Annotated in this window: 13 protein-coding genes, 1 pseudogene and 1 riboswitch; of the genes and pseudogenes, 6 read left to right on the top strand and 8 right to left on the bottom strand. The window is 72.6% G+C overall.

The window, feature by feature from the left end; all coding sequences use genetic code 11:
- Window positions 1-180: 180 nt before the first annotated feature.
- Window positions 181-1,647 carry a DNA polymerase IV gene (locus ABD946_RS05320; RefSeq protein ID WP_345280572.1) on the top strand — a complete coding sequence of 489 codons (1,467 nt, stop codon included), beginning with the start codon at window positions 181-183 and terminating at the stop codon, window positions 1,645-1,647.
- Window positions 1,648-1,789: 142 nt separating this feature from the next.
- Here ABD946_RS05320 and ABD946_RS05325 read toward each other — a convergent pair whose 3' ends face one another.
- Both ABD946_RS05325 and ABD946_RS05330 read right to left on the bottom strand, forming a co-directional pair.
- Window positions 1,790-3,229 (bottom strand): MFS transporter, encoded by a 1,440-nt coding sequence (locus tag ABD946_RS05325; protein WP_345280574.1) that lies wholly within the window; start codon window positions 3,227-3,229, stop codon window positions 1,790-1,792.
- A 225-nt stretch (window positions 3,230-3,454) separates the two neighbouring features.
- Window positions 3,455-4,450 carry a PRC and DUF2382 domain-containing protein gene (locus tag ABD946_RS05330; RefSeq protein WP_345280576.1) on the bottom strand — a complete coding sequence of 332 codons (996 nt, stop codon included), beginning with the start codon at window positions 4,448-4,450 and terminating at the stop codon, window positions 3,455-3,457.
- A gap of 231 nt (window positions 4,451-4,681) precedes the next feature.
- A riboswitch (glycine riboswitch) is annotated at window positions 4,682-4,781 on the top strand.
- 239 nt (window positions 4,782-5,020) lie between these two features.
- Here ABD946_RS05330 and gcvP point away from each other — a divergent pair.
- A complete protein-coding gene (gcvP, locus tag ABD946_RS05335; RefSeq protein ID WP_345280578.1) occupies window positions 5,021-7,891 on the top strand; it encodes an aminomethyl-transferring glycine dehydrogenase in 2,871 nt (956 codons plus the stop codon).
- A gap of 164 nt (window positions 7,892-8,055) precedes the next feature.
- On the opposite strand, the gene ABD946_RS05340 is transcribed toward gcvP, so the two are convergent.
- Window positions 8,056-8,247, bottom strand: coding sequence for a DUF5999 family protein (locus tag ABD946_RS05340; protein WP_345280580.1), 192 nt, complete (start codon window positions 8,245-8,247; stop codon window positions 8,056-8,058).
- Between the two features lie 237 nt (window positions 8,248-8,484).
- Window positions 8,485-9,051, bottom strand: a complete 567-nt coding sequence (locus tag ABD946_RS05345) for a hypothetical protein (RefSeq protein WP_345280582.1) — start codon at window positions 9,049-9,051, stop codon at window positions 8,485-8,487.
- 341 nt (window positions 9,052-9,392) lie between these two features.
- On the opposite strand from ABD946_RS05345, the gene ABD946_RS05350 reads away from it, so the two are divergent.
- The 4 genes and pseudogenes from ABD946_RS05350 to ABD946_RS05365 all read left to right on the top strand — a co-directional run bounded on the left by ABD946_RS05350 (window position 9,393) and on the right by ABD946_RS05365 (window position 15,030).
- A complete protein-coding gene (locus tag ABD946_RS05350; RefSeq protein WP_345280584.1) occupies window positions 9,393-10,892 on the top strand; it encodes a glutamate-cysteine ligase family protein in 1,500 nt (499 codons plus the stop codon).
- Between the two features lie 144 nt (window positions 10,893-11,036).
- Window positions 11,037-12,113: pseudogene (locus ABD946_RS05355) on the top strand (alkaline phosphatase family protein); the annotation flags it as partial.
- Window positions 12,114-12,318: 205 nt separating this feature from the next.
- On the top strand, window positions 12,319-14,154 hold the full coding sequence (locus tag ABD946_RS05360; protein WP_345280586.1) for a phospholipase domain-containing protein: 1,836 nt from the start codon (window positions 12,319-12,321) through the stop codon (window positions 14,152-14,154).
- An 84-nt stretch (window positions 14,155-14,238) separates the two neighbouring features.
- Window positions 14,239-15,030, top strand: coding sequence for a CPBP family intramembrane glutamic endopeptidase (locus ABD946_RS05365; protein WP_345280588.1), 792 nt, complete (start codon window positions 14,239-14,241; stop codon window positions 15,028-15,030).
- Between the two features lie 7 nt (window positions 15,031-15,037).
- Here the strand turns inward: ABD946_RS05365 and ABD946_RS05370 are convergent, their stop codons facing one another.
- The 4 genes from ABD946_RS05370 to ABD946_RS05385 all read right to left on the bottom strand — a co-directional run bounded on the left by ABD946_RS05370 (window position 15,038) and on the right by ABD946_RS05385 (window position 19,050).
- Window positions 15,038-15,556 (bottom strand): HAD domain-containing protein, encoded by a 519-nt coding sequence (locus ABD946_RS05370; RefSeq protein ID WP_345280590.1) that lies wholly within the window; start codon window positions 15,554-15,556, stop codon window positions 15,038-15,040.
- A 67-nt stretch (window positions 15,557-15,623) separates the two neighbouring features.
- Window positions 15,624-16,895 carry an MFS transporter gene (locus ABD946_RS05375; protein WP_345280592.1) on the bottom strand — a complete coding sequence of 424 codons (1,272 nt, stop codon included), beginning with the start codon at window positions 16,893-16,895 and terminating at the stop codon, window positions 15,624-15,626.
- 262 nt (window positions 16,896-17,157) lie between these two features.
- Window positions 17,158-17,688, bottom strand: a complete 531-nt coding sequence (locus ABD946_RS05380; protein ID WP_345280594.1) for a dienelactone hydrolase family protein — start codon at window positions 17,686-17,688, stop codon at window positions 17,158-17,160.
- Window positions 17,689-19,050, bottom strand: a complete 1,362-nt coding sequence (locus tag ABD946_RS05385) for a sugar porter family MFS transporter (protein ID WP_380148383.1) — start codon at window positions 19,048-19,050, stop codon at window positions 17,689-17,691. It lies immediately after the preceding gene.
- Window positions 19,051-19,228 lie beyond the last annotated feature (178 nt).

Below are 19,228 nucleotides of genomic sequence, written 5' to 3' on the forward strand. Positions count from 1 at the left end.
CGGGCTGCGGGAGATCCCCGGCGCGGCCAAGGCGGCCTTCGACGCGGTGTTCGAGCCGGACCCGACCTTCTGGGGCGACAAGGAGCACGGCGTCGGGGTGGCGGTGGCCGCGCCGCGCTGACCTGACGCGTCGGCGCCGTCGGCGGCGGGGTTGTCGGTGGGGTGCGGGATGATCGGCGGGTGCGGTCGGTGCCGAGCATTCTCCACCTCGACATGGACGCCTTCTTCGCCGCGGTGGAGCAGGCGGCCAAGCCGAGCCTGCGCGGGAAGCCGGTCATCGTCGGCGGTCTCGGGGTGCGGGGGGTGGTCTCCACCGCCTCGTACGAGGCCCGGAAGTTCGGGGTGCACTCGGCGATGCCGATGGCCCAGGCCCGCCGGCTCTGCCCCAACGCGGCCTTCCTGAGCGGGCGCTACGACGCCTACCGCCAGGTCAGCGAGGTGGTGATGGGCCTGCTGCGGGAGCTCTCCCCGCTGGTCGAGCCGCTCAGCGTGGACGAGGCCTTCGTGGACCTGGAGGCCGGGCCGTACGGTCCGGCGCTGGCTGCGGTGGATCCGGAGGCGGGGGCGGAGATGGCGGTGGCCATCGCCACCGACCTGCGGGCCGACATCGAGGAGCGCACGGGCCTGACCGGCTCGGTCGGGGTGGCCGGCTCCAAGCTGATGGCCAAGATCGCCTCGGAGCAGGCCAAGCCGGACGGGCTGGTGCTGATCGGCGTCGGCCACGAGCGGGCGGTGCTCTCCACCATGTCGGCGCGGGCGCTGCCCGGGATCGGCCCGGCCACCGAGCAGGTGCTGCGCCGGGCGGGGCTGACCACGGTGGCGGACCTGGCGGAGGCCGGGGAGGGCGAGCTGGTCCAGCTGCTCGGCCGGGCGCACGGGGCCGGGGTGCACCAGATGGCGCTGGGCCTGGACGAGCGCCCGGTGGTGCCGGACCGGGACGCCAAGTCCGTCTCGGTCGAGGACACCTTCGAGGTGGACGTGGCGGACCGGGGCCGGGTGCTGCGCGAGATCGACGAGCTGGCGGCCCGCTGCGTCCGCCGCCTGCACGCGGCCGGGCGCTCGGGGCGGACGGTGGTGCTCAAGGTGCGGCGCTTCGACTTCTCCACCATCACCCGCTCCGAGACGCTGCGGTCCCCGACAGACGACCCGGTGGTGATCGCCGAGACGGCCCGGCGGCTGGCCCAGCAGGTGGACGTCACCGGCGGGGTCCGGCTGCTCGGGGTCGGCGTGGCGCAGCTTGCCGACTTCACCCAGGAGGACCTGTTCGCGCAGGCCGAGCGGGAGGAGCGGGCGGCGGAGGCGGCCGGGGCCGCGGAGGAGGACGTGCCGGAGGCGGTGGTGGCGGCCGCGGCGGTCGTGCGGCAGTGGCGGCCGGGGCAGGACGTGACGCACGCTCAGCTCGGGCCCGGATGGGTGCAGGGGAGCGGGGTGGGGCGGGTGACGGTGCGCTTCGAGACGCCGCAGGGCGAGGTGGGGCGGGTGCGGACCTTCGCGGTGGACGATCCCGAGCTGGAGCCCTCGGGGCCGCTGCCGCTGCGGCCGGGGATGGTGCGGCCGGCGGCGGAGGAGGGCGAGCAGGAGGAGCGCGAGCGGGCCGAGGGCGAGGAGGACGACCGGCGTCGGCCGGGTGAGTGGGGGCGGGAATGACGACGGCCCCCGCACCGTGTCCAGCGGTGCGGGGGCCATTCATCCTGCGGCCGCTCGTCCGGGCGCGATGCCCTCGCGTACCGGCGGCGGCCGGAGCCCACCCGCGCGACCCGTCCCTGAGCGCGCGGGTGGTGACGCCTCGTCAGGCGTCGGTCTTCACCAGCTCGGGCGAGGCGGCGGCCTCGGCCGGAGCGGGGATCTCCTTGATCCGGCGGATCGCGAACGGGACGACGGCGGCCACCAGGCAGACGGCGGCGGCGACCCAGAACGCGTGCTTGTAGGCGTCCAGGGTGGGCAGCTGGACCGGGATCGGCAGCTTCATGGTGTCGCCGGTCAGGATCGCGGCCATCACGGCGGTGCCGATGGCGCCACCGACGGTGCGCAGCACCGCGTTCATGCCGTTGGCGATGCCGGACTGCTCGGCCGCGACGGCGCCGTTGATGTAGGCGGGCATCGCCGCGTAGGCGAGGCCGACACCGAGGCCGAAGACGGCGGAGGCGAAGTAGATGTCGCCCTCGGCGGAGTGACGCAGCGCCAGGTAGACCATGGCGGCGGAGCCGAGCACGGCACCGAGGACCAGCGGCAGGCGGGGGCCGCGGCGGGCGATCAGCAGCGCGCCGACCGGGGCGGCGACCATCGAGCCGACGGCGGAGGGCAGCAGCATGACGCCGGCGTGCAGCACGGTGGCGGTGAAGCCGTAGTGGGCCAGCTTCTCCGGGGTCTGGGCGAAGTTGCTGATCACCATGAACGAGCCGTACATGCCGAAGCCGATCAGCAGGCCGGAGATGTTGGTGAAGGCGACGGCCGGACGGGCCATCATCTTCATGTCCACCAGCGGGTGCTTGACCTTGACCTCGATGATCCCCCAGACCAGGGCGATCACGGCGGCGGCGGCGAACAGGCCCAGGGTGCGGTTGGAGGTCCAGCCCCAGGTGTTGCCCTGGGAGACCGCGATCAGCAGGGCGGAGAGCCAGCCGGCCAGGGTGAGCGCGCCGAGCGGGTCGGCGCCGCCGTTCTTGTCGACCACCGGGTCGGTCGGGACGCGGACGGCGACCAGGACGACGGCGAGCAGGCCGAAGCCGAGGCCCATCCAGAAGATGGACTTGTAGTCCCAGTGCTCCAGCAGCAGGCCGGTGGCGACCAGGCCGAGGCCGGAGCCGACGCCCATCGAGGCGGAGATGGCCGCGACGCCGCCGGTGACCTTCTCCTTGGGGAGCTCGTCACGGACGATGCTGATCGCCAGCGGCAGCACGCCACCGCCGGCGCCCTGGAGGACGCGGGCGACCACGAGCCAGGTGAACGAGTGGGTGCCGACCGCGAGCGCGGAGCCGGCCACCAGGCCGGCGAGCGAGACCAGCAGCATCGGCTTGCGGCCGCGGAGGTCGCCGAAGCGGCCGAGCAGCGGGGTCAGGACGGCGGCGGACAGCAGGTTCGCCGTCATGAGCCAGGTGATGCTGGAACCGGAGACGTCCAGTTCGCGGGCCAGCGAGGGCAGGATCGGGACGACGGCGGTCTGCACCACGCTGAATGCCAGCATCGCCAGCACCAGGGCGGGGAGCACGCGCGTGCTGCTCGGCCTCACGGGAAGCTTCCTTCGGTTGAAAGTCAAGGGACTGAAGTAACCATGACGGGAGATACTTCAGTGTGTCAAATATTGTCTGGTGAAGCTTTGGCAAAGTGGGGTGCCCTGCCGGGCGGGCGAGGGGCGGAGGGGTGGGGTGAAGCTCTGGCGAAGTGGCCTGGGGCACGTGGGCGGGTTCCGGAAACGGCGAAGCCGCCCCCGGAGGGGCGGCTTCGTGAGGGGATGTCAGGAGGGGCGCAGGGGTTCCGGGCGGCCGGGGGAGGCCTGAGGGGCCGGGGGTGCCGGTTCGGTGGTGTCGTCGTGGATCTCGACCTGTTCGCGGCGGAGTTCGTCGTGGATGACGGCCTCCTCGGTGTAGCGCTCGACGACCAGGCGGACGCGTTCGACGGGGGCGAGGTACTTGCGGACCACCGGGCGTTCCTCCCGGAGGGTCACCTCCTCGACGGCCTCGGCGATCTCCTGCTCGCTGAGGGCGGCCCGCTCGGCCTCGGTGACCGGCACTCGTTCGACCCGGACCCGCTCCTTGACCACCGGGACCTTGCGTTCCACCGCCTCGGAGGTGACGTACTTGCGCAGCTTCGCGGTGCCCAGCACGTGCCACTCGGTGGTGACGTCGAGGCGCTCCTCGCGGCAGGTGATCTCGATCGGGCCGCTCGGGGCGTTGCCGGGGACGGTCGGGGTGGTGGGTGCGGCGGACTCGGCCGGCTTGGCGGTGGTGACCGGGGCGGCCGGCATCTCGGAGGTGGCGGTGAAGGCCATCGGGGCGGCCGTCATGGTCGGGGCGGTGGTGGTCGCGTTCACGCTGCTGCTTTCCTTGGTGGTGCCGATGGTGCCGAAGTCGAGGTCCTTGACGGCGTCCGTGCCGTTGGCGGCCACGGCGGCGGCCGCCACCGGGGCGGCGACGGGCATGCCGGTCTCCAGGCCGTAGTAGCGGTAGAGCTGCAGTTCCTGCGCCGGGGAGAGGTGCTGGCCGACGCCGAAGTCGGGCGAGTCCTTGATCAGTGACTTGTCGTAGGGGACCCGGAGCTCCTCGCCGGAGAACTCACTGGTGGTCAGCGGGACGAACGCGTCCCGGCCGAAGATCCCCGTGCGGACGGCCGCCCACTCGGGTTCGCCGGTCGCGTCGTCGAGGTAGACCTCGTCGACGGTGCCGATCTTGTCACCGTTCCGGTCGACCGCCTTGTGCCCGATCAGGTCTCGCGGGTCGATGTCGGTCTGCACGCTGTCCTCCAGAGGAGAGGTACGAAAGCACCCCTGACACTCCGTCAGGGGGCGGTCGGCAGAGCTGCCCGGCCGCACTTCACACGAAAAGCCATCAATCGGACGTCGGCCATTCGAACGCCGCCGTTGGGGAGGGGATGGGGCCGTTCGAGGGCGGGTCGGGAGCGGCCGGAGTGCGCCGGGGGCGCCCGTGATCTGCGGCGCGACCGCTGGTACCCTGGGCGCGACTGCCGAGCCCGCTCGGGAGAGTCCCCTCCGCCCCGGCGGAGCAGGGCGCCGAAGGAGCAAACCCTCCCCGGAATCTCTCAGGCATCCGTACCGTGCGGGGTAGGTCACTCTGGAAAGCAGGGCAGGACCGACGGCGAGGGAGCCGGCGGGCCCCACCCTCACCGACGGTGCAAGCCGACGGGCGGCCGCGGGCCGCCACGTGCGGGCGAAGCTCTCAGGTACCGATGACAGAGGGGGAGGCCTGACGGGTTCGTGCGTTTCGAGGCCCCCGCTGTCCCACGGCGGCGTTGGCCGACGGCGTGCGTACCCCCGCCGGTCCGTGACCAGGAGGCCTCGACCCCCATGAACGCCAAGCCGACCCTCACCGAGCTCGAACTCGCGAGCCCGTTCGAGAACCGTCACATCGGCCCCGACGCCGCCGCCCAGGAGAAGATGCTGGCGCACGTCGGCTACGGCTCGCTGGACGAGCTGTCCGACGCCGCCGTGCCGGACGCCATCAAGAGCCTCACCGCCCTCGGCCTGCCCGCCGGCCGCAGCGAGGCCCAGGTGCTCGCCGAGCTGCGCGAGCTGGCCGGGCGCAACACCGTCCTGCAGTCGATGATCGGCCTCGGTTACTACGGCACCTTCACCCCGCCGGTGATCCTGCGCAACGTGCTGGAGAACCCGGCCTGGTACACCGCCTACACGCCGTACCAGCCGGAGATCTCGCAGGGCCGCCTGGAGGCCCTGATCAACTTCCAGACCGTGGTCGCCGACCTGACCGGCCTGGACACCTCCGGCTCCTCGCTGCTCGACGAGGGCACCGCGGCCGCCGAGGCGATGTCGCTGGCCCGTCGCGTCACCAAGGTCAAGGGCGGCGTCTTCCTGGTCGACGCCGACACCCTGCCGCAGACCATCGCGGTCATCGAGACCCGCGCCGAGCCGACCGGTGTCGAGGTGGTCGTCGCCGACCTCTCCGCCGGCATCCCGGCCGAGATCGCCGAGCGCGGCGTCTTCGGCGTGCTGCTCCAGTACCCCGGCGCCTCCGGCGAGGTCCGCGACCTCGCCCCGGTGATCGAGCAGGCCCACGGACTCGGCGCGGTCGTCGCGGTCGCCGCCGACCTGCTGGCCCTCACCCTGCTGAAGTCCCCGGGCTCGCTCGGCGCCGACATCGCCTGCGGCACCTCGCAGCGCCTCGGCGTGCCGATGGGCTTCGGCGGCCCGCACGCCGGCTACCTGGCCGTCAAGGCCGCGTACGCCCGCAACCTGCCCGGCCGCCTGGTCGGCGTCTCGGTGGACGCCGACGGCAACCGGGCCTACCGGCTGGCCCTGCAGACCCGCGAGCAGCACATCCGCCGCGAGAAGGCCACCTCCAACATCTGCACCGCCCAGGTGCTGCTGGCCGTCATGGCCTCCATGTACGCGGTCTACCACGGCCCGGACGGCCTGGCCGAGATCGCCCGCCGCACCCACCGCTACGCGGCCGCGCTGGCCGAGGGCCTGCGGGCGGGCGGCGTGGAGCTGACCAGCGGTCAGTTCTTCGACACCGTCACGGCGAAGGTCCCGGGCAAGGCCGCCGAGATCGCCGCCGCCGCGCGGGCGAACGGCATCAACCTCTACCAGGCGGACGAGGACACCCTCTCGATCTCCTGCGACGAGACCACCACCCGCGAGCACCTGGCCGGCGTCTGGGCCGCCTTCGGCGTCACCGCAGAGGTCACCGAGACCGCCGACGCGCTGCCCGATGCGCTGCTGCGCGACGACGAGTACCTCACCCACCCGGTCTTCCACAGCCACCGCTCGGAGACCGCGATGCTGCGCTACCTGCGCCGCCTCTCGGACCGGGACTACGCGCTGGACCGCGGCATGATCCCGCTGGGCTCCTGCACCATGAAGCTCAACGCCACCACCGAGATGGAGCCGGTCACCTGGCCCGAGTTCGGCCAGCTGCACCCCTTCGCGCCGGTCGACCAGGCCGAGGGCTTCCTGACGCTGATCCGCGGCCTGGAGCAGCAGCTGGTGGAGGTCACCGGCTACGACGCCGTGTCGATCCAGCCGAACGCCGGTTCGCAGGGCGAGCTCGCCGGTCTGCTGGCGGTCCGCGCCTACCACCGCGCGAACGGTGACGTCGAGCGCGACGTGTGCCTGATCCCGTCGTCGGCGCACGGCACCAACGCGGCCTCCGCGGTGATGGCCGGGATGCGGGTCGTCGTGGTCAAGACCCTGCCGGACGGTGACGTGGACGTCGCCGACCTCAAGGCGAAGATCGAGCAGCACCGCGACCAGCTCTCGGTGCTGATGGTCACCTACCCGTCGACCCACGGCGTGTACGAGACCGAGATCACCGAGATCTGCGCGGCCGTGCACGAGGCCGGCGGCCAGGTGTACGTCGACGGCGCCAACCTCAACGCGCTGGTCGGCCTGGCCAAGCCGGGCAAGTTCGGCGCGGACGTCTCGCACCTGAACCTGCACAAGACCTTCTGCATCCCGCACGGCGGCGGCGGCCCGGGCGTCGGCCCGGTCGCGGTCCGCTCGCACCTGGCCCCGTACCTGCCGAACCACCCGCTCCAGGCGGAGGCCGGCCCGGCCACCGGCGTCGGCCCGATCTCGGCCGCCCCGTGGGGCTCGGCCGCGATCCTGCCGATCTCCTGGTCGTACGTCCGGCTGATGGGCGGCGAGGGCCTCAAGCGCGCCACCCAGGTCGCGGTGCTGAACGCCAACTACATCGCCAAGCGGCTCGCCCCGCACTTCCCGGTGCTCTACACCGGCCCGGGCGGGCTGGTCGCGCACGAGTGCATCATCGACCTGCGTCCGCTCAGCAAGGAGACGGGCGTGACGGTGGACGACATCGCCAAGCGCCTGATCGACTACGGCTTCCACGCGCCGACCATGTCGTTCCCGGTCGCGGGGACGCTGATGATCGAGCCGACCGAGTCGGAGGACCTGCACGAGATCGACCGCTTCTGCGAGGCGATGATCGCGATCCGCGGCGAGATCGAGAAGGTCGGCTCGGGCGAGTGGCAGGCGGAGGACAACCCGCTGCGGAACGCTCCGCACACCGCGGCGGCGCTGGCCGGTGAGTGGGAGCACGCGTACACCCGCCAGGAGGCGGTCTTCCCGGCGGGCGTCAACCCGGCGGACAAGTACTGGCCGCCGGTGAGCCGGATCGACGGTGCGTACGGGGACCGGAACCTGGTCTGCTCCTGCCCGCCGCTGGACGAGTACGGCAGCTGACCCGGCAGGGGGTCACACCCCCGTAGGTGGCTACACCAGGGGCGCGGGGAACTGCGCGAGGGTGGAACGGCAGCACCTGCAACTGGCTGATGGTGGGTCAGTTGCAGGTGGGCCGCCTCCCGGAGCGCGCAGTTCCCCGCGCCCCTAGGTCGCTGCCTGGCTGGTCACCCAGCGACGGCCAGGGGGCGGCGGGGGGCGATGATGCGGCCGTCGGGGAGGAGTTCGCCGGTGTCCTCGAAGAGGAGGACGCCGTTGCACAGGAGGCTCCAGCCCTGGTCGGGGTGGAAGGCCATCGGGACGGCGGCCTCGCGGTCGGTGGACAGTGCGGACGGACACTCAGGCTGGTGCTGGCACATCGTCGTACCCTCGCTTCAGATTCCCCTGACCGGCCCAGGTGTGAACCGGCGCTCCGACGGGTAGGACTGACGGCCCCCCGCGTCGGTTCCCAGTGTCGTCATCCCGAGGCCTTCCCGCAGCGATTTCGTGACATGCGCCACAAGCGGTGCCCAGGGATCACCCGTTCAGATGGAAAAAGGGCCACTGCCGCCCGACCGGAAGGTCGCGCGGCAGTGGCCCTTTCGGGTGAAGGGGTGTCAGGAACGCCCGGCGGGTGCGAGCGGGCGGGCGAGCAGGGCGAGCAGCTCGCCGGCGGGGTAGACGCGGTGGGCGGTGACGCCGAGCGGGGCCGGGGCGAGGGGGATGAGGAGGTCCACCGAGGGGCCCGGGTCGGGGTGGTGGAGCCAGAGGGCGGTGGCGTAGTGGCCGGGGATGGAGAGCAGCCGGGGGTGGTGCCGGGTGCGGGCGGAGATGGCGATCTGGTGGGCCTGGCGCAGGGCGCGCAGGGTGGAGTCCAGGTAGGGGCCGGCGGTGAAGTGCGAGAAGGCGTGGTGCTGTTCGGCCGTCTCGGTGACTTCGGCGGCGGCCACGGGGCCGCCGACGCCGGCTTCGACCAGGAACCGCCAGCCCGTCCGGCGGGCGCCGGCCAGGGGGGCGCCGGGCTCGTCGAGGACGTGCACCGCGAGCGGGTGGGTCGGGTGCAGCCGCTCGTCCCCCTCGCCGCCTGCGAGCGGGACGAGGGGGCCGAGCGCCGACTCACAGTCGAGCGCGCCGAGGACGGCGCGCAGGGCGCTCGGCGGTGGCTGGGGGGTCTGCAGGGTCATGGTGGGTCGCCTCTCCGTGCTGGAAACGGCGTGCGAGTGCGGCATACCGGCTGGTGGGTCGTGGACCCGGGCCGTGTCCGGTTGGGCATGGTCGCTTGCGGGCGCGGGCCTGCCGCTCGAAGGTCCTTCGGGGGCGGCGGGTGCCGGGCGGGAGCTGTGCGAATCCTGCTCGAACGGATGCACAGGGTGACTTTCTTATCACATTCGGTACCCGGCGGCAAGTCGGGATTCTTCTGACGTGTCGTCAGGAACCTTGTTCGACAACCGCGTTAGGGCAGGAGGCTAGGGATCTTCGGGGTGGGCATGATGCAGGGACCGTTCGGCTAGGTGGAGGGGCACCCATGGGCGAGAAGGTCGTCGCGACGCGTGCGGAACTGTCCGACCGGCAGTTGTACCGGCGCAAGCTCCAGTCCTGTCTGGACGCCCTGGAGCGGATGCTGCGCGAGGGCCGCTTCGACCGTCCGCGGGCCATGGTGGGGCTGGAGATCGAGCTCAACCTGGCCGATGACCTGGGGCGTCCGGTGATGCGGAACGAGCAGGTGCTCTCCTCGATCGCCTCGGGCGACTTCCAGACCGAGCTGGGCCAGTTCAACATCGAGGTGAACATCGCGCCCCGCCGCCTCACCGGTCACGTGCTGGACGAGCTGCGCGAGGAGATCGACACCGGGCTGCGGTACGCGGACCGCAAGGCCGAGGAGGTGGGGGCCCGGATCGTCATGGTCGGCATCCTGCCGACCCTCGACCTGGACCACACCGGGCTGGACGCGATGTCGCACAACGACCGGTACACCCTGCTCAGCGACCAGATACTGGCCGCCCGGGGCGAGGACATCGCGCTGGACATCGAGGGGGTGGAGCGGCTCAGCGTGGAGTCGGTCTCGATGGTGGCCGAGGCCGCCGCCACCTCGCTGCAGCTGCACCTCCAGGTGACCCCGGAGCGCTTCGCCCCGGTGTGGAACGCGGCCCAGGCGATCTCCTCGGTACAGTTGGCACTCGGTGCCAACTCGCCCTTCCTGTTCGGCCGGGAGCTCTGGCGGGAGACCAGGCCGGTGCTCTTCCAGCAGGCCTGCGACACCCGTTCGGCGGAGCTCAAGGCCCAGGGCGTGCGCCCCATCACCTGGTTCGGGGAGCGCTGGGTGAACTCCGCGCTGGAGCTCTTCGAGGAGAACCAGAAGTACTTCCCGGCCCTGCTGCCGATCTGCGACGACGAGGACCCGGTCAAGGTGCTGGCCTCCGGCGGCATCCCCCGGCTGGCCGAGATGCGGCTCCACAACGGCACCATCTACCGCTGGAACCGGCCGGTCTACGACGTCGCCGACGGCGTGCCGCACCTGCGGGTGGAGAACCGCTGCCTGCCGGCCGGGCCGACGGTGGTGGACACCCTGGCCAACGCCGCCTTCTACTACGGGCTGGTCCGGGTGCTGGCCGAGCAGCCCAGGCCGATCTGGACCAGGCTCGCCTTCGAGCAGGCCGACGAGAACTTCCACACCGCCGCCCGGTACGGCATCGACGCGGTGCTGCACTGGCCGAAGTCCGGGCGCGGAGCCCGGGGCACCGTGCCGGTGGCCGCCACCGAGCTGGTGCTGAACGAGCTGCTCCCGATGGCCCGTCAGGGACTGGACGACTGGGGCGTGGAGCCGGGGGACCGGGACCGCTACCTCGGCATCATCGAGCAGCGCTGTCTGCGCAGGACCAACGGCGCGGCCTGGCAGGCGGCCACCGTGCACCGGCTGCGCGACCACTACGGGATGGACCGGGGTTCCGCAATCGCGGCCATGACGCGCCGTTACATGGAGCACTCCCGCACCGGCGAGCCCGTCCACACCTGGCCGGTCGGCTGAGCGGGGTGGCGGACCGTCAGGTTGTCTAGACAATCTCGCCTCCGGCCCGTCACGTGATCATTGTTGTCTGTACACCTCGGGCGCTTAGACATGGGCGGGTCCGGGCCGGAACGCGGCCGGGAGCCGAACGAGGAGCACCCCCTGATGAGTCCCGAAGTCTCGCGCCGCACCCTGCTCGGCGGCGCGGCCGCGGCCGCCGTCCTGTCCGCCCTGCCGCTCAGCGTCCGGGAGGCGCTGGCCGCCCCGGCCAAGCCGGGGAAGCTGGCGGACATCCAGCACGTGGTGGTGCTGATGCAGGAGAACCGGGCGTTCGACCACTACTTCGGCACCCTGTCCGGGGTGCGCGGCTTCGGGGACCGGGCGGCGGTGCGCGGGGTCAACGGCCGGTCGGTGCTGCACCAGCCGGACGCCTCCCGCAAGGAGGGGTACCTGCTGCCGTTCGCGATGAACGCCGCGCACACCAACGCGTACCAGCAGGGCGCCCCGGCCTTCGGCTTCGTGGACTCGATGAAGGCGTGGAACGACGGCCTGGCCGACGGCGCCGTCTCCCGCCGCTCCTCCGGCTGGCTCGGCCAGGGCTACTACGAGCCCGCCGACATGCCGTTCTACTCGGCGATCGCCTCGGTCTTCACCACCTGCGACCACTACTTCGCCTCGGTGCAGTGCAACACCAACACCAACCGCGACCACTTCATGACCGGCACCAGCGGCGGCACCGTGCGGGACGTGCCGGTGACGGACAACACCGAGATCCCCGGCGGCTACGAGTGGACCACCTACGCCGAGCGGCTGGAGGCGGCCGGCATCAGCTGGCGGACGTACCAGGCGCTGGACAACTACGACGACAACGCGCTGGCCTGGTTCGCCCCGTTCGTGAAGGCCAAGCCGGGCGAGCCGCTGTACGAGCGCGGGATGAGGATGGTCGGTGACCCGGCCAAGAAGGGCGATCCGTTCGCGATGGGCGACGCGCTGGTGGAGGCCTTCGCCGCCGACGTCCAGGCCGACCGGCTGCCGCAGGTCTCCTGGCTGGTCGCGCCCGCCGCGCTCTCCGAGCACGCCAACTACGCGCCGCCGAACGGCGAGCACCTGACGGCCCGGCTGCTCTCGGCGCTGGCGGCCAAGCCCGAGGTCTGGGCCAAGACCGTCTTCATCCTCAACTACGACGAGCACGGCGGCTTCTTCGACCACCTGCTGCCCCCGGTGCCGCCGCTGGCCGCCGGACGCGGTGCCTCGACGGTGCCGGTGGACGGCGAGGTGGTGGTGCGGGTCTCCAAGGGCGGCTCGACCTACCACAGGGTGGTCGGCCAGGACGGCCGGTACCGGGTGAAGGCCGCCGACGGCTCGCTGACCTGGGCCGACGCGCTGCCGGCCGGGGGAGAAGCTGGAGTCCGGCCCCTACCCGATGGGCCTGGGGGTGCGGGTGCCGATGGTGGTGGTCTCGCCCTGGACCCGCGGCGGGGTGGTGGACTCCACCGTCTACGACCACACCTCGGTGCTGCGCTTCCTGGAGCGGCGCTTCGGCGTGGCCGAGCCCAACATCAGCCCGTGGCGCCGGGCCGTCACCGGTGACCTCACCTCCGTCTTCGACTTCTCCGGCGAGGACCCGGTCTGGCCGCAGCTGCCCGACACGGCCGGCAACCGGCAGAAGGTCACCGACACCGGCAAGCTGCCGGCCCCGACCGTGCCCAGCCCGCAGCGGACGCCCCGTCAGCAGGCCGGCACCCGTACCGCCCGGCCGACCCCGTACAACCTCAAGCTGAAGCCGAGGGTGAGGGACGGCCTGCTCACCCTGGACCTGGCCAACCACGGCAAGCAGGGCGCGGTGCTCGCCGCCTACCCCGCGCCCGGCCTGGCGCCCCGCCACTACACGGTGGGCGCCAAGGAGAAGCTCTCCGACAGCTGGCCGGTCGGCCCCGAGGGCTACGACCTGCGGGTGCACGGGCCGAACGGCGCGCTCTGGCACCTGCGCGGCGACGCGGCCGCGCAGTACGAGGTCGAGCTCTTCCCGGAGTCCGGCGCCGAGCGGGTGCTGGAGTTCCACCTGATCAACCGCTCGAAGAGCCCGCAGACCTTCCTGATCGGGGACCTCGCGTACGGCGGCGGCGTGCAGGAGGTCCGGATCACCGGGCAGGACACCCGGCCGGTGCGGGTCAAGGTCGGCCGCGAGGGCTGGTACGACGTGGCGGTGGGCGTGCAGGGCGACCTGACGTTCCGTCGGCGCTACGCCGGGCGGATGGCCGGGCAGGAGCAGGGCGTGACCGACCCGGCGATGGGCCTGGCGGACGCGCTCGTCCTGGACGTGGCGCTCGGCGCCGCCTCGGCCACCATCGACGAGGCGATCGTGCTGCCGGGCCGCCCGGCCCGGGTGAAGGCCACCTTCACCGCCGCCGCGGCGCTGTCCGGGCTGGAGGCGAAGCCGGTGGTCCCGCCGGGCTGGACCGTCCGCGAGGTCACCGCCGCCCCGGCCGCACTGGCCGAGGGCGCCACCGCCACCGCCGAGTGGGAGGTGCTGCCGCCGGCCGTGCTGCCGGACGGCGCCGCGCACCGCCTGCTGGTCACCGCCCGGGCCCGCTCGGGCCAGCGCTTCGTGCTGGCCGACGGCGAACTGGCCGCCCGCACCGCCCCGGTGATGACCGGTCACCTGCTGGACCAGGACTTCGAGGAGCTGGCCCCGCTGCTCGCCCCGGTCGGCACCGTCTCCGGCTGGACGGCGCAGGCGCCCCAGGGCTGGTCGGTGGTGAACGCTCCCGGCATGCCGCAGGGCACCGCCCGGCTGCAGGGCTGGACCTTCCACACCAAGCGGGCCTGGTCCAACCCGGCCGGGCAGGACCGGGGCAACTTCACCCGGGGCCTCGGCGTGCTGGCCGTCGCCGACCCGGACGACTGGGACGACACCGGCGCGCCGTCCGGCAAGGGGAAGTTCGACTCGACCCTGGTCTCCCCGGCGGTGGCGATCCCGGCGGGCGTCGGCAGCCTGTACCTGGGCTTCGACTCGCACTACCGGCAGGAGGCCCCGCAGAAGGCCGCCGTGACGGCGGTCTTCGACACCGGGCAGGAGGTCCGCCTGGTGCACTACAGCTCGGACGCGGCCGGGAACGACAACGCGGGCAAGGACGTCCAGAACAGCTTCGTGGTCCGGCAGTTCGCCGTCCCGGCGGGCGCGGCCTCGGTGACCCTGAAGTTCCGGATGTACGACGCGGGCAACAACTGGTTCTGGGCGGTGGACCACGTCCGCCTGGACAAGGCGCCGATCAAGGGCTGATCGAGGGCTGACCCGCTCTCAGGGGCGTGTGCGAGGATGATCGACCCGGCCGCCCGGCCGGGTCGGTCGTTCCTCGTGGGAGTCATGGTGACTGCGGTGTCCACCCCGCCCGAGGCCGCCGGGACCTCCCGGCGCCTGCTCGGGATCGAGCTGCTGGTGGTGCTCGGGCTCTCCTTCGGGATGAGCGGGCTCGGTGCCCTGATCAGCTTCGTGGGCTCCCTCACCGAGCCGGCCGAGCTGGGCAAGCAGGTCGCCACCCTGAACGGCTCGCGCGCCCCCGGCCGCCCCTGGCTGGACCTGGCCTGGCAGCTCTACTACATCGGGCGCGGCCTGATGCCGGTGGTGCTGGTCGGCTACCTGCTGGTGCGCGAGGGCGTCTCGCTGCGGGTGCTCGGCTTCGACCTGCGGGAGAAGCTGCGGGACTTCGGCCGCGGCACGGCGGTGGCCGCCGCGATCGGCGGCTCCGGGCTGCTGCTCTACCTGGCCTCCCAGGCCGCCGGGTTCAACCTCACGGTGGCCCCGTCCGGGCTGCCCGAGGTGTGGTGGCGGGTGCCGGTGCTGATCGCCTCCGCCTGGGAGAACTCGATCGCCGAGGAGGTGATCGTGCTGGGCTTCCTGCTGCGCCGGCTGGGGCAGCTGGGCTGGAGCTGGCCGGCGATCGTGGTCACCAGCTCGCTGCTGCGCGGCTCGTACCACCTGTACCAGGGCGTCGGCGGGCTGGTCGGCAACATCGTGATGGGCGTGGTCTTCTGCCTGCTGTACCGGCGGTGGGGCCGGGTGATGCCGCTGGTGGTCGCGCACGCGCTGATCGACACGGTGGCCTTCGTCGGGTACGCGCTGCTGGCCGGGCACGTGAGCTGGCTGCCGACGGGCTGACGCCCCGTCAGGCGTACGACAGCCCGAGCCGCTGGGCCACCGGCGGGCGGCGCAGCAGCCGGTCCACGTGGTGGCGCTCCAGGCCCTGGCCCGGGTCGATCCGCAGCAGCAGCCTGTCCCGGCGCAGGACGGACCGGCGGGTCAGCGAGCCGGGGATCACGTCGTCGACCCAGGCGAACGGGCGGCCGGCGGCGTAGCGCAGCAGCGGGGCCCACTTGTGGGCAGCTATCAGGTCGAGCACCGGCACCTTGGGGTCGTCCGGCTGCGCCACGTACCCGGAGAAGTGCACCACCGGGAGCTGGGGGAGGCCGAGCACCGGGGCGATGTGCTCGTTGGCGTGGTCCTCCCAGGTGGTGGCCCAGCAGAGGTCGTAGGTGCCCGCGAGCTCGCGCAGCCAGTCGCCGTGGCGGGCCGAGAGCAGCACGGCGTAGCCGAACAGCGTGTGGGTGTCGAAGTCCGCGTCCGGGTGCGGGCAGACGGGGTTGAGGACGCCGTCGACGTCCAGGAACAGCAGTGGCTTCGGCAAGTCGGCTCCCCCAGGTGACTCCTGTCACATGGTCGGACGAACGAGGCCCGGGGACGGTTGCGCTCCGTCAGGCGGAAGTGACGGCCGGTCGTTCCGGTTCGGCGGGGGTGGGGGAGGCCGAGGGGGTGACGGCCTTGCGGCGCAGGGTGCGGACCTGGGACTCGGCGAGCACGGCCACGGCGAGGACGGTCATCGCGAGGGCGCAGAGCCAGAGGGCGTTGCGCATGCCGAGCAGGGAGGCGGCCGGGCCGGCCAGCGCGGTGCCGACCGGGGCGAGGGCGATCGAGCCGAAGTAGTCGTAGGCGGAGACCCGGGAGAACAGCTCGGAGGGGATCTCCTGCTGGAGCGCGATCATCCAGTTGACGCCGAAGACGGTGACGCCGAGGCCGCTGGTGAACATCGCGGCGCAGAGCAGCCACAGCGGCGCCTCCAGCACCAGGGCGTAGGCGGGGGCCGCGAACAGGAAGACGCCGTGGTTGCCGGCGAGCAGGATGCGGGCGGGCTGCCAACGGACCATCAGGAAGCCGGAGAGGAACAGCCCGGCCGAGAAGGCGGCGAGCGCCAGGCCCCAGGCGTCCGCCCCGCCGAGGCGCTCCTTGGCGATGACGGGCCCGTAGACGGACTCGACCGCGCCGAGGCAGGCACCGACCAGGGAGAACTGCAGCACCACCACCCAGAGCCAGCGCCGGGAGGCGAACTCGCGCCAGCCCTCGCGCAGCGCCTGCACCATGCCGCCCTGCTCCGCCGGGGTGGTCGGGGCGTCGAGGTCGAGGAGCAGACGCAGGGCGGCGGCGAGGGTGAAGCCGGCCGCGTCCACGGCCAGCACCCAGCCGGGGCCGATCGCGGTGACCAGGACGCCGCCCAGGGCCGCGCCGGCGATCTGACTGCCGTTCAGGGCCATCCGGAAGACGGCGAAGGCGCGGGAGGCGTGCTCCTCGGCCACCGACTCCATGATCATGCCCTCGGAGGCGGGGGCGTAGAACGCCTGGCCCGCGCCGCCGGCGGCGGAGAGGGCGATCAGCTGCCAGAGCTGGGCGGTGCCGGTGAGGACGAGCACGGCGAGCAGGGCCTGGGAGGCGGCGTTGAAGAGGTTGGCGCCGACCATCACGTGGTGGCGGGGGAGGCGGTCGGCGAGGGCTCCGCCGATCAGCAGGAAGACCACCATCGAGGCGAGGTGGGCGCCCGTCACCAGGCCGACGGCCGTGGCCCCGCCGCCGAGGTCGAGGACGGCGAAGGCGGTGGCGATCGGGGCTCCGGCGTTGCCGAGGCCGGCGATAACGGTGGCGGCGGTCTGGACGCGGTAGTTGCGGCTCGCCCAGGAGAAACGACGGGTCTTCACCGGGAGACTATGGCGGCTGCCCCGCGGGGTGTCACCTGGTTATCGGCTACGCCGCCGGGGGCGCGGGGCTCTGCTGATATGCGGCTCCGCCGCGTGGGCGCGAGTCCGGAGGGAGGCCGGGGCGAGTGGTGAGGCCGGGGGCGCGGGGAACTGCGCGCTGGGGAACGGCACCACGTGCAACTGGCTGACGTGCCCCGATCTTGCGGTGGGCCGCCTTCCGTACTCGCGCAGTTCCTCGCGCCCCTGGGGCCGCTGGCGCGGCTCAGCCGAGGTGGGCCCAGAGGAAGGTGAGGGTGCGTTGCCAGGCGACGGTGGCTTGGAGGTCGTCCTGGTGGTCCGTCATGAAGCCGTGGGTGGTGGGGTAGAAGTGCAGCTCGGGGCGGACGTCGGTGGCTTCGCCTAGGCGGATGGCGGCTTCGTCGACGGCGGCGGGCGGGACGGTGGGGTCGGATTCGGCGAAGTGGCCGAGGACGTGGGCGGTGAGGCCGAGGTAGGAGAAGTCGGGGTCGGCGGGGAGGCCGTAGCAGGCGACCACGGCGGCGACGCGGTCGCCGAGGGCGGTGGCCAGTTCGAGGGCCTGGCCGCCGCCGGGACCGAGGCCGACGATGCCGATGGCGTCGCCGACCAAGCGGTCGTCGGAGAGGGTCCGGAGCGCGTCGGGGTCGGCCGGGCCGGTGAGGACGGCGAAGCCCTCGGCGAGGAGGCGGTCGACCAGCTCGGTGGGGTCGACGCCGGGCTCGGGGAGCAGCAGCACTCCGGGGCCGAGCCCGGCGGCGGGCAGGGTGACGTCCACTCAGCCCATCTCCTCCAGTGCCCTGCCCTTGGTCTCCTTGATGCAGAACGCCACGAAGGGGATCGAGAGCAGGGCGAAGGCCGCGTAGATGACGTACGTGGCGGAGAGGTTCCAGTCCGAGAGGTTCGGGAACGTGACGGTGATCGCCCAGTTGGCGATCCACTGGGCGGAGGCGGCCACCGAGAGGGCCAGGGCCCGGATCTTGTTGGGGAACATCTCGCCGAGCAGCACCCAGACCACCACGCCCCAGGAGAAGGCGAAGCAGAGCACGAAGACGTGGGCGGCGACCAGGGCCACGGTGGCGTGGGTGTCGTCGAGGGTGGCGGTGTCGCCGGTGCCGTGCCGGTAGGAGAAGGCCCAGGCGGCGGTGGCGAGGGCGGCGGCCATGCCGACGGAGCCGGCCAGGGCGAGCGGCTTGCGGCCGATCCGGTCGACCAGGGCGATGGCGATGACGGTGCCGACCACGTTGACGATCGAGGTGGAGAGCGAGATCAGCAGGGAGTTGGACTCGTCGATGCCCACCGACTGCCAGAGGAAGGAGGAGTAGTAGAAGATCACGTTGATGCCGACGAACTGCTGGAAGACCGAGGCGCCGATGCCGATCCAGACGATCGGCAGCAGGCCGAAGCGACCGCCGAGGAGGTCCTTCAGGCGCGGCTTGTGCGAGGTGTCGAGGACGGAGCGGATCTCGGCGATCCGGGCGTCCAGGTCGACGTCCGGGCCCTCGACCTCGAGCAGCACCTTGCGGGCCTGGTCCTCCCGGCGGTCGGCGATCAGGAAGCGCGGGGACTCCGGGATGGCGAGGGCCATCAGGCCGTAGACGATGGCCGGGATGGCCTCGACGCCGAGCATCCACTGCCAGGCCTGGACGCCGCCGAGGTGGCCGGTGGACTCGCCGCCGGCGGCCTCGTTGAGCGCCCAGTTGGCGAGCTGGGAGACGGTGATGCCGAGCACGATGGCCAGCTGCTGGAAGGAGGCGAGGCGGCCCCGGTAGGCGGTGGGGGCGACCTCGGCGATGTAGGTGGGGGCGATGACCGAGGCGATGCCGATGGCGATGCCGCCGATCACCCGCCAGAAGCCGAGCATCTCGATGTTGGGCGGGAACATCGAGCCGACGCCGCTGATCGCGAAGAGCACCGCGGCCAGCAGCATGGTGCGGATGCGGCCCAGGTGGTCGGCGAGCCGGCCGGCGATGACGGCGCCCGCCGCCGAGCCGAGCAGGGCGATGGCGACCACGAAGGCGGTCTCGCCGTTGCCGACCTCGAAGTGCTTCTGGATGCCCGTCACCGCGCCGTTGATGACGGCGCTGTCGTAGCCGAAGAGGAAGCCGCCCATCGCGGCGGCCGCCGAGATGAAGACCACGTGGCCGAGGTGGGCGTCGCCGCTCGGCTTGGTCGCAGGGGTGGTGGACAGGGCGCGCTCCCGGGGCCGGACGGACAGGAATCGTCATCCATTCCATCAGCCGGTGCGTCATATCGCATGGTACGAGGTGCATCTGATGGAATGTCGTTTTTCTCCGCCACCCGTCCGGCCCCCGGCG

It is taken from the genome of Kitasatospora albolonga (assembly GCF_039535905.1).
Classification (GTDB): domain Bacteria; phylum Actinomycetota; class Actinomycetes; order Streptomycetales; family Streptomycetaceae; genus Kitasatospora; species Kitasatospora albolonga.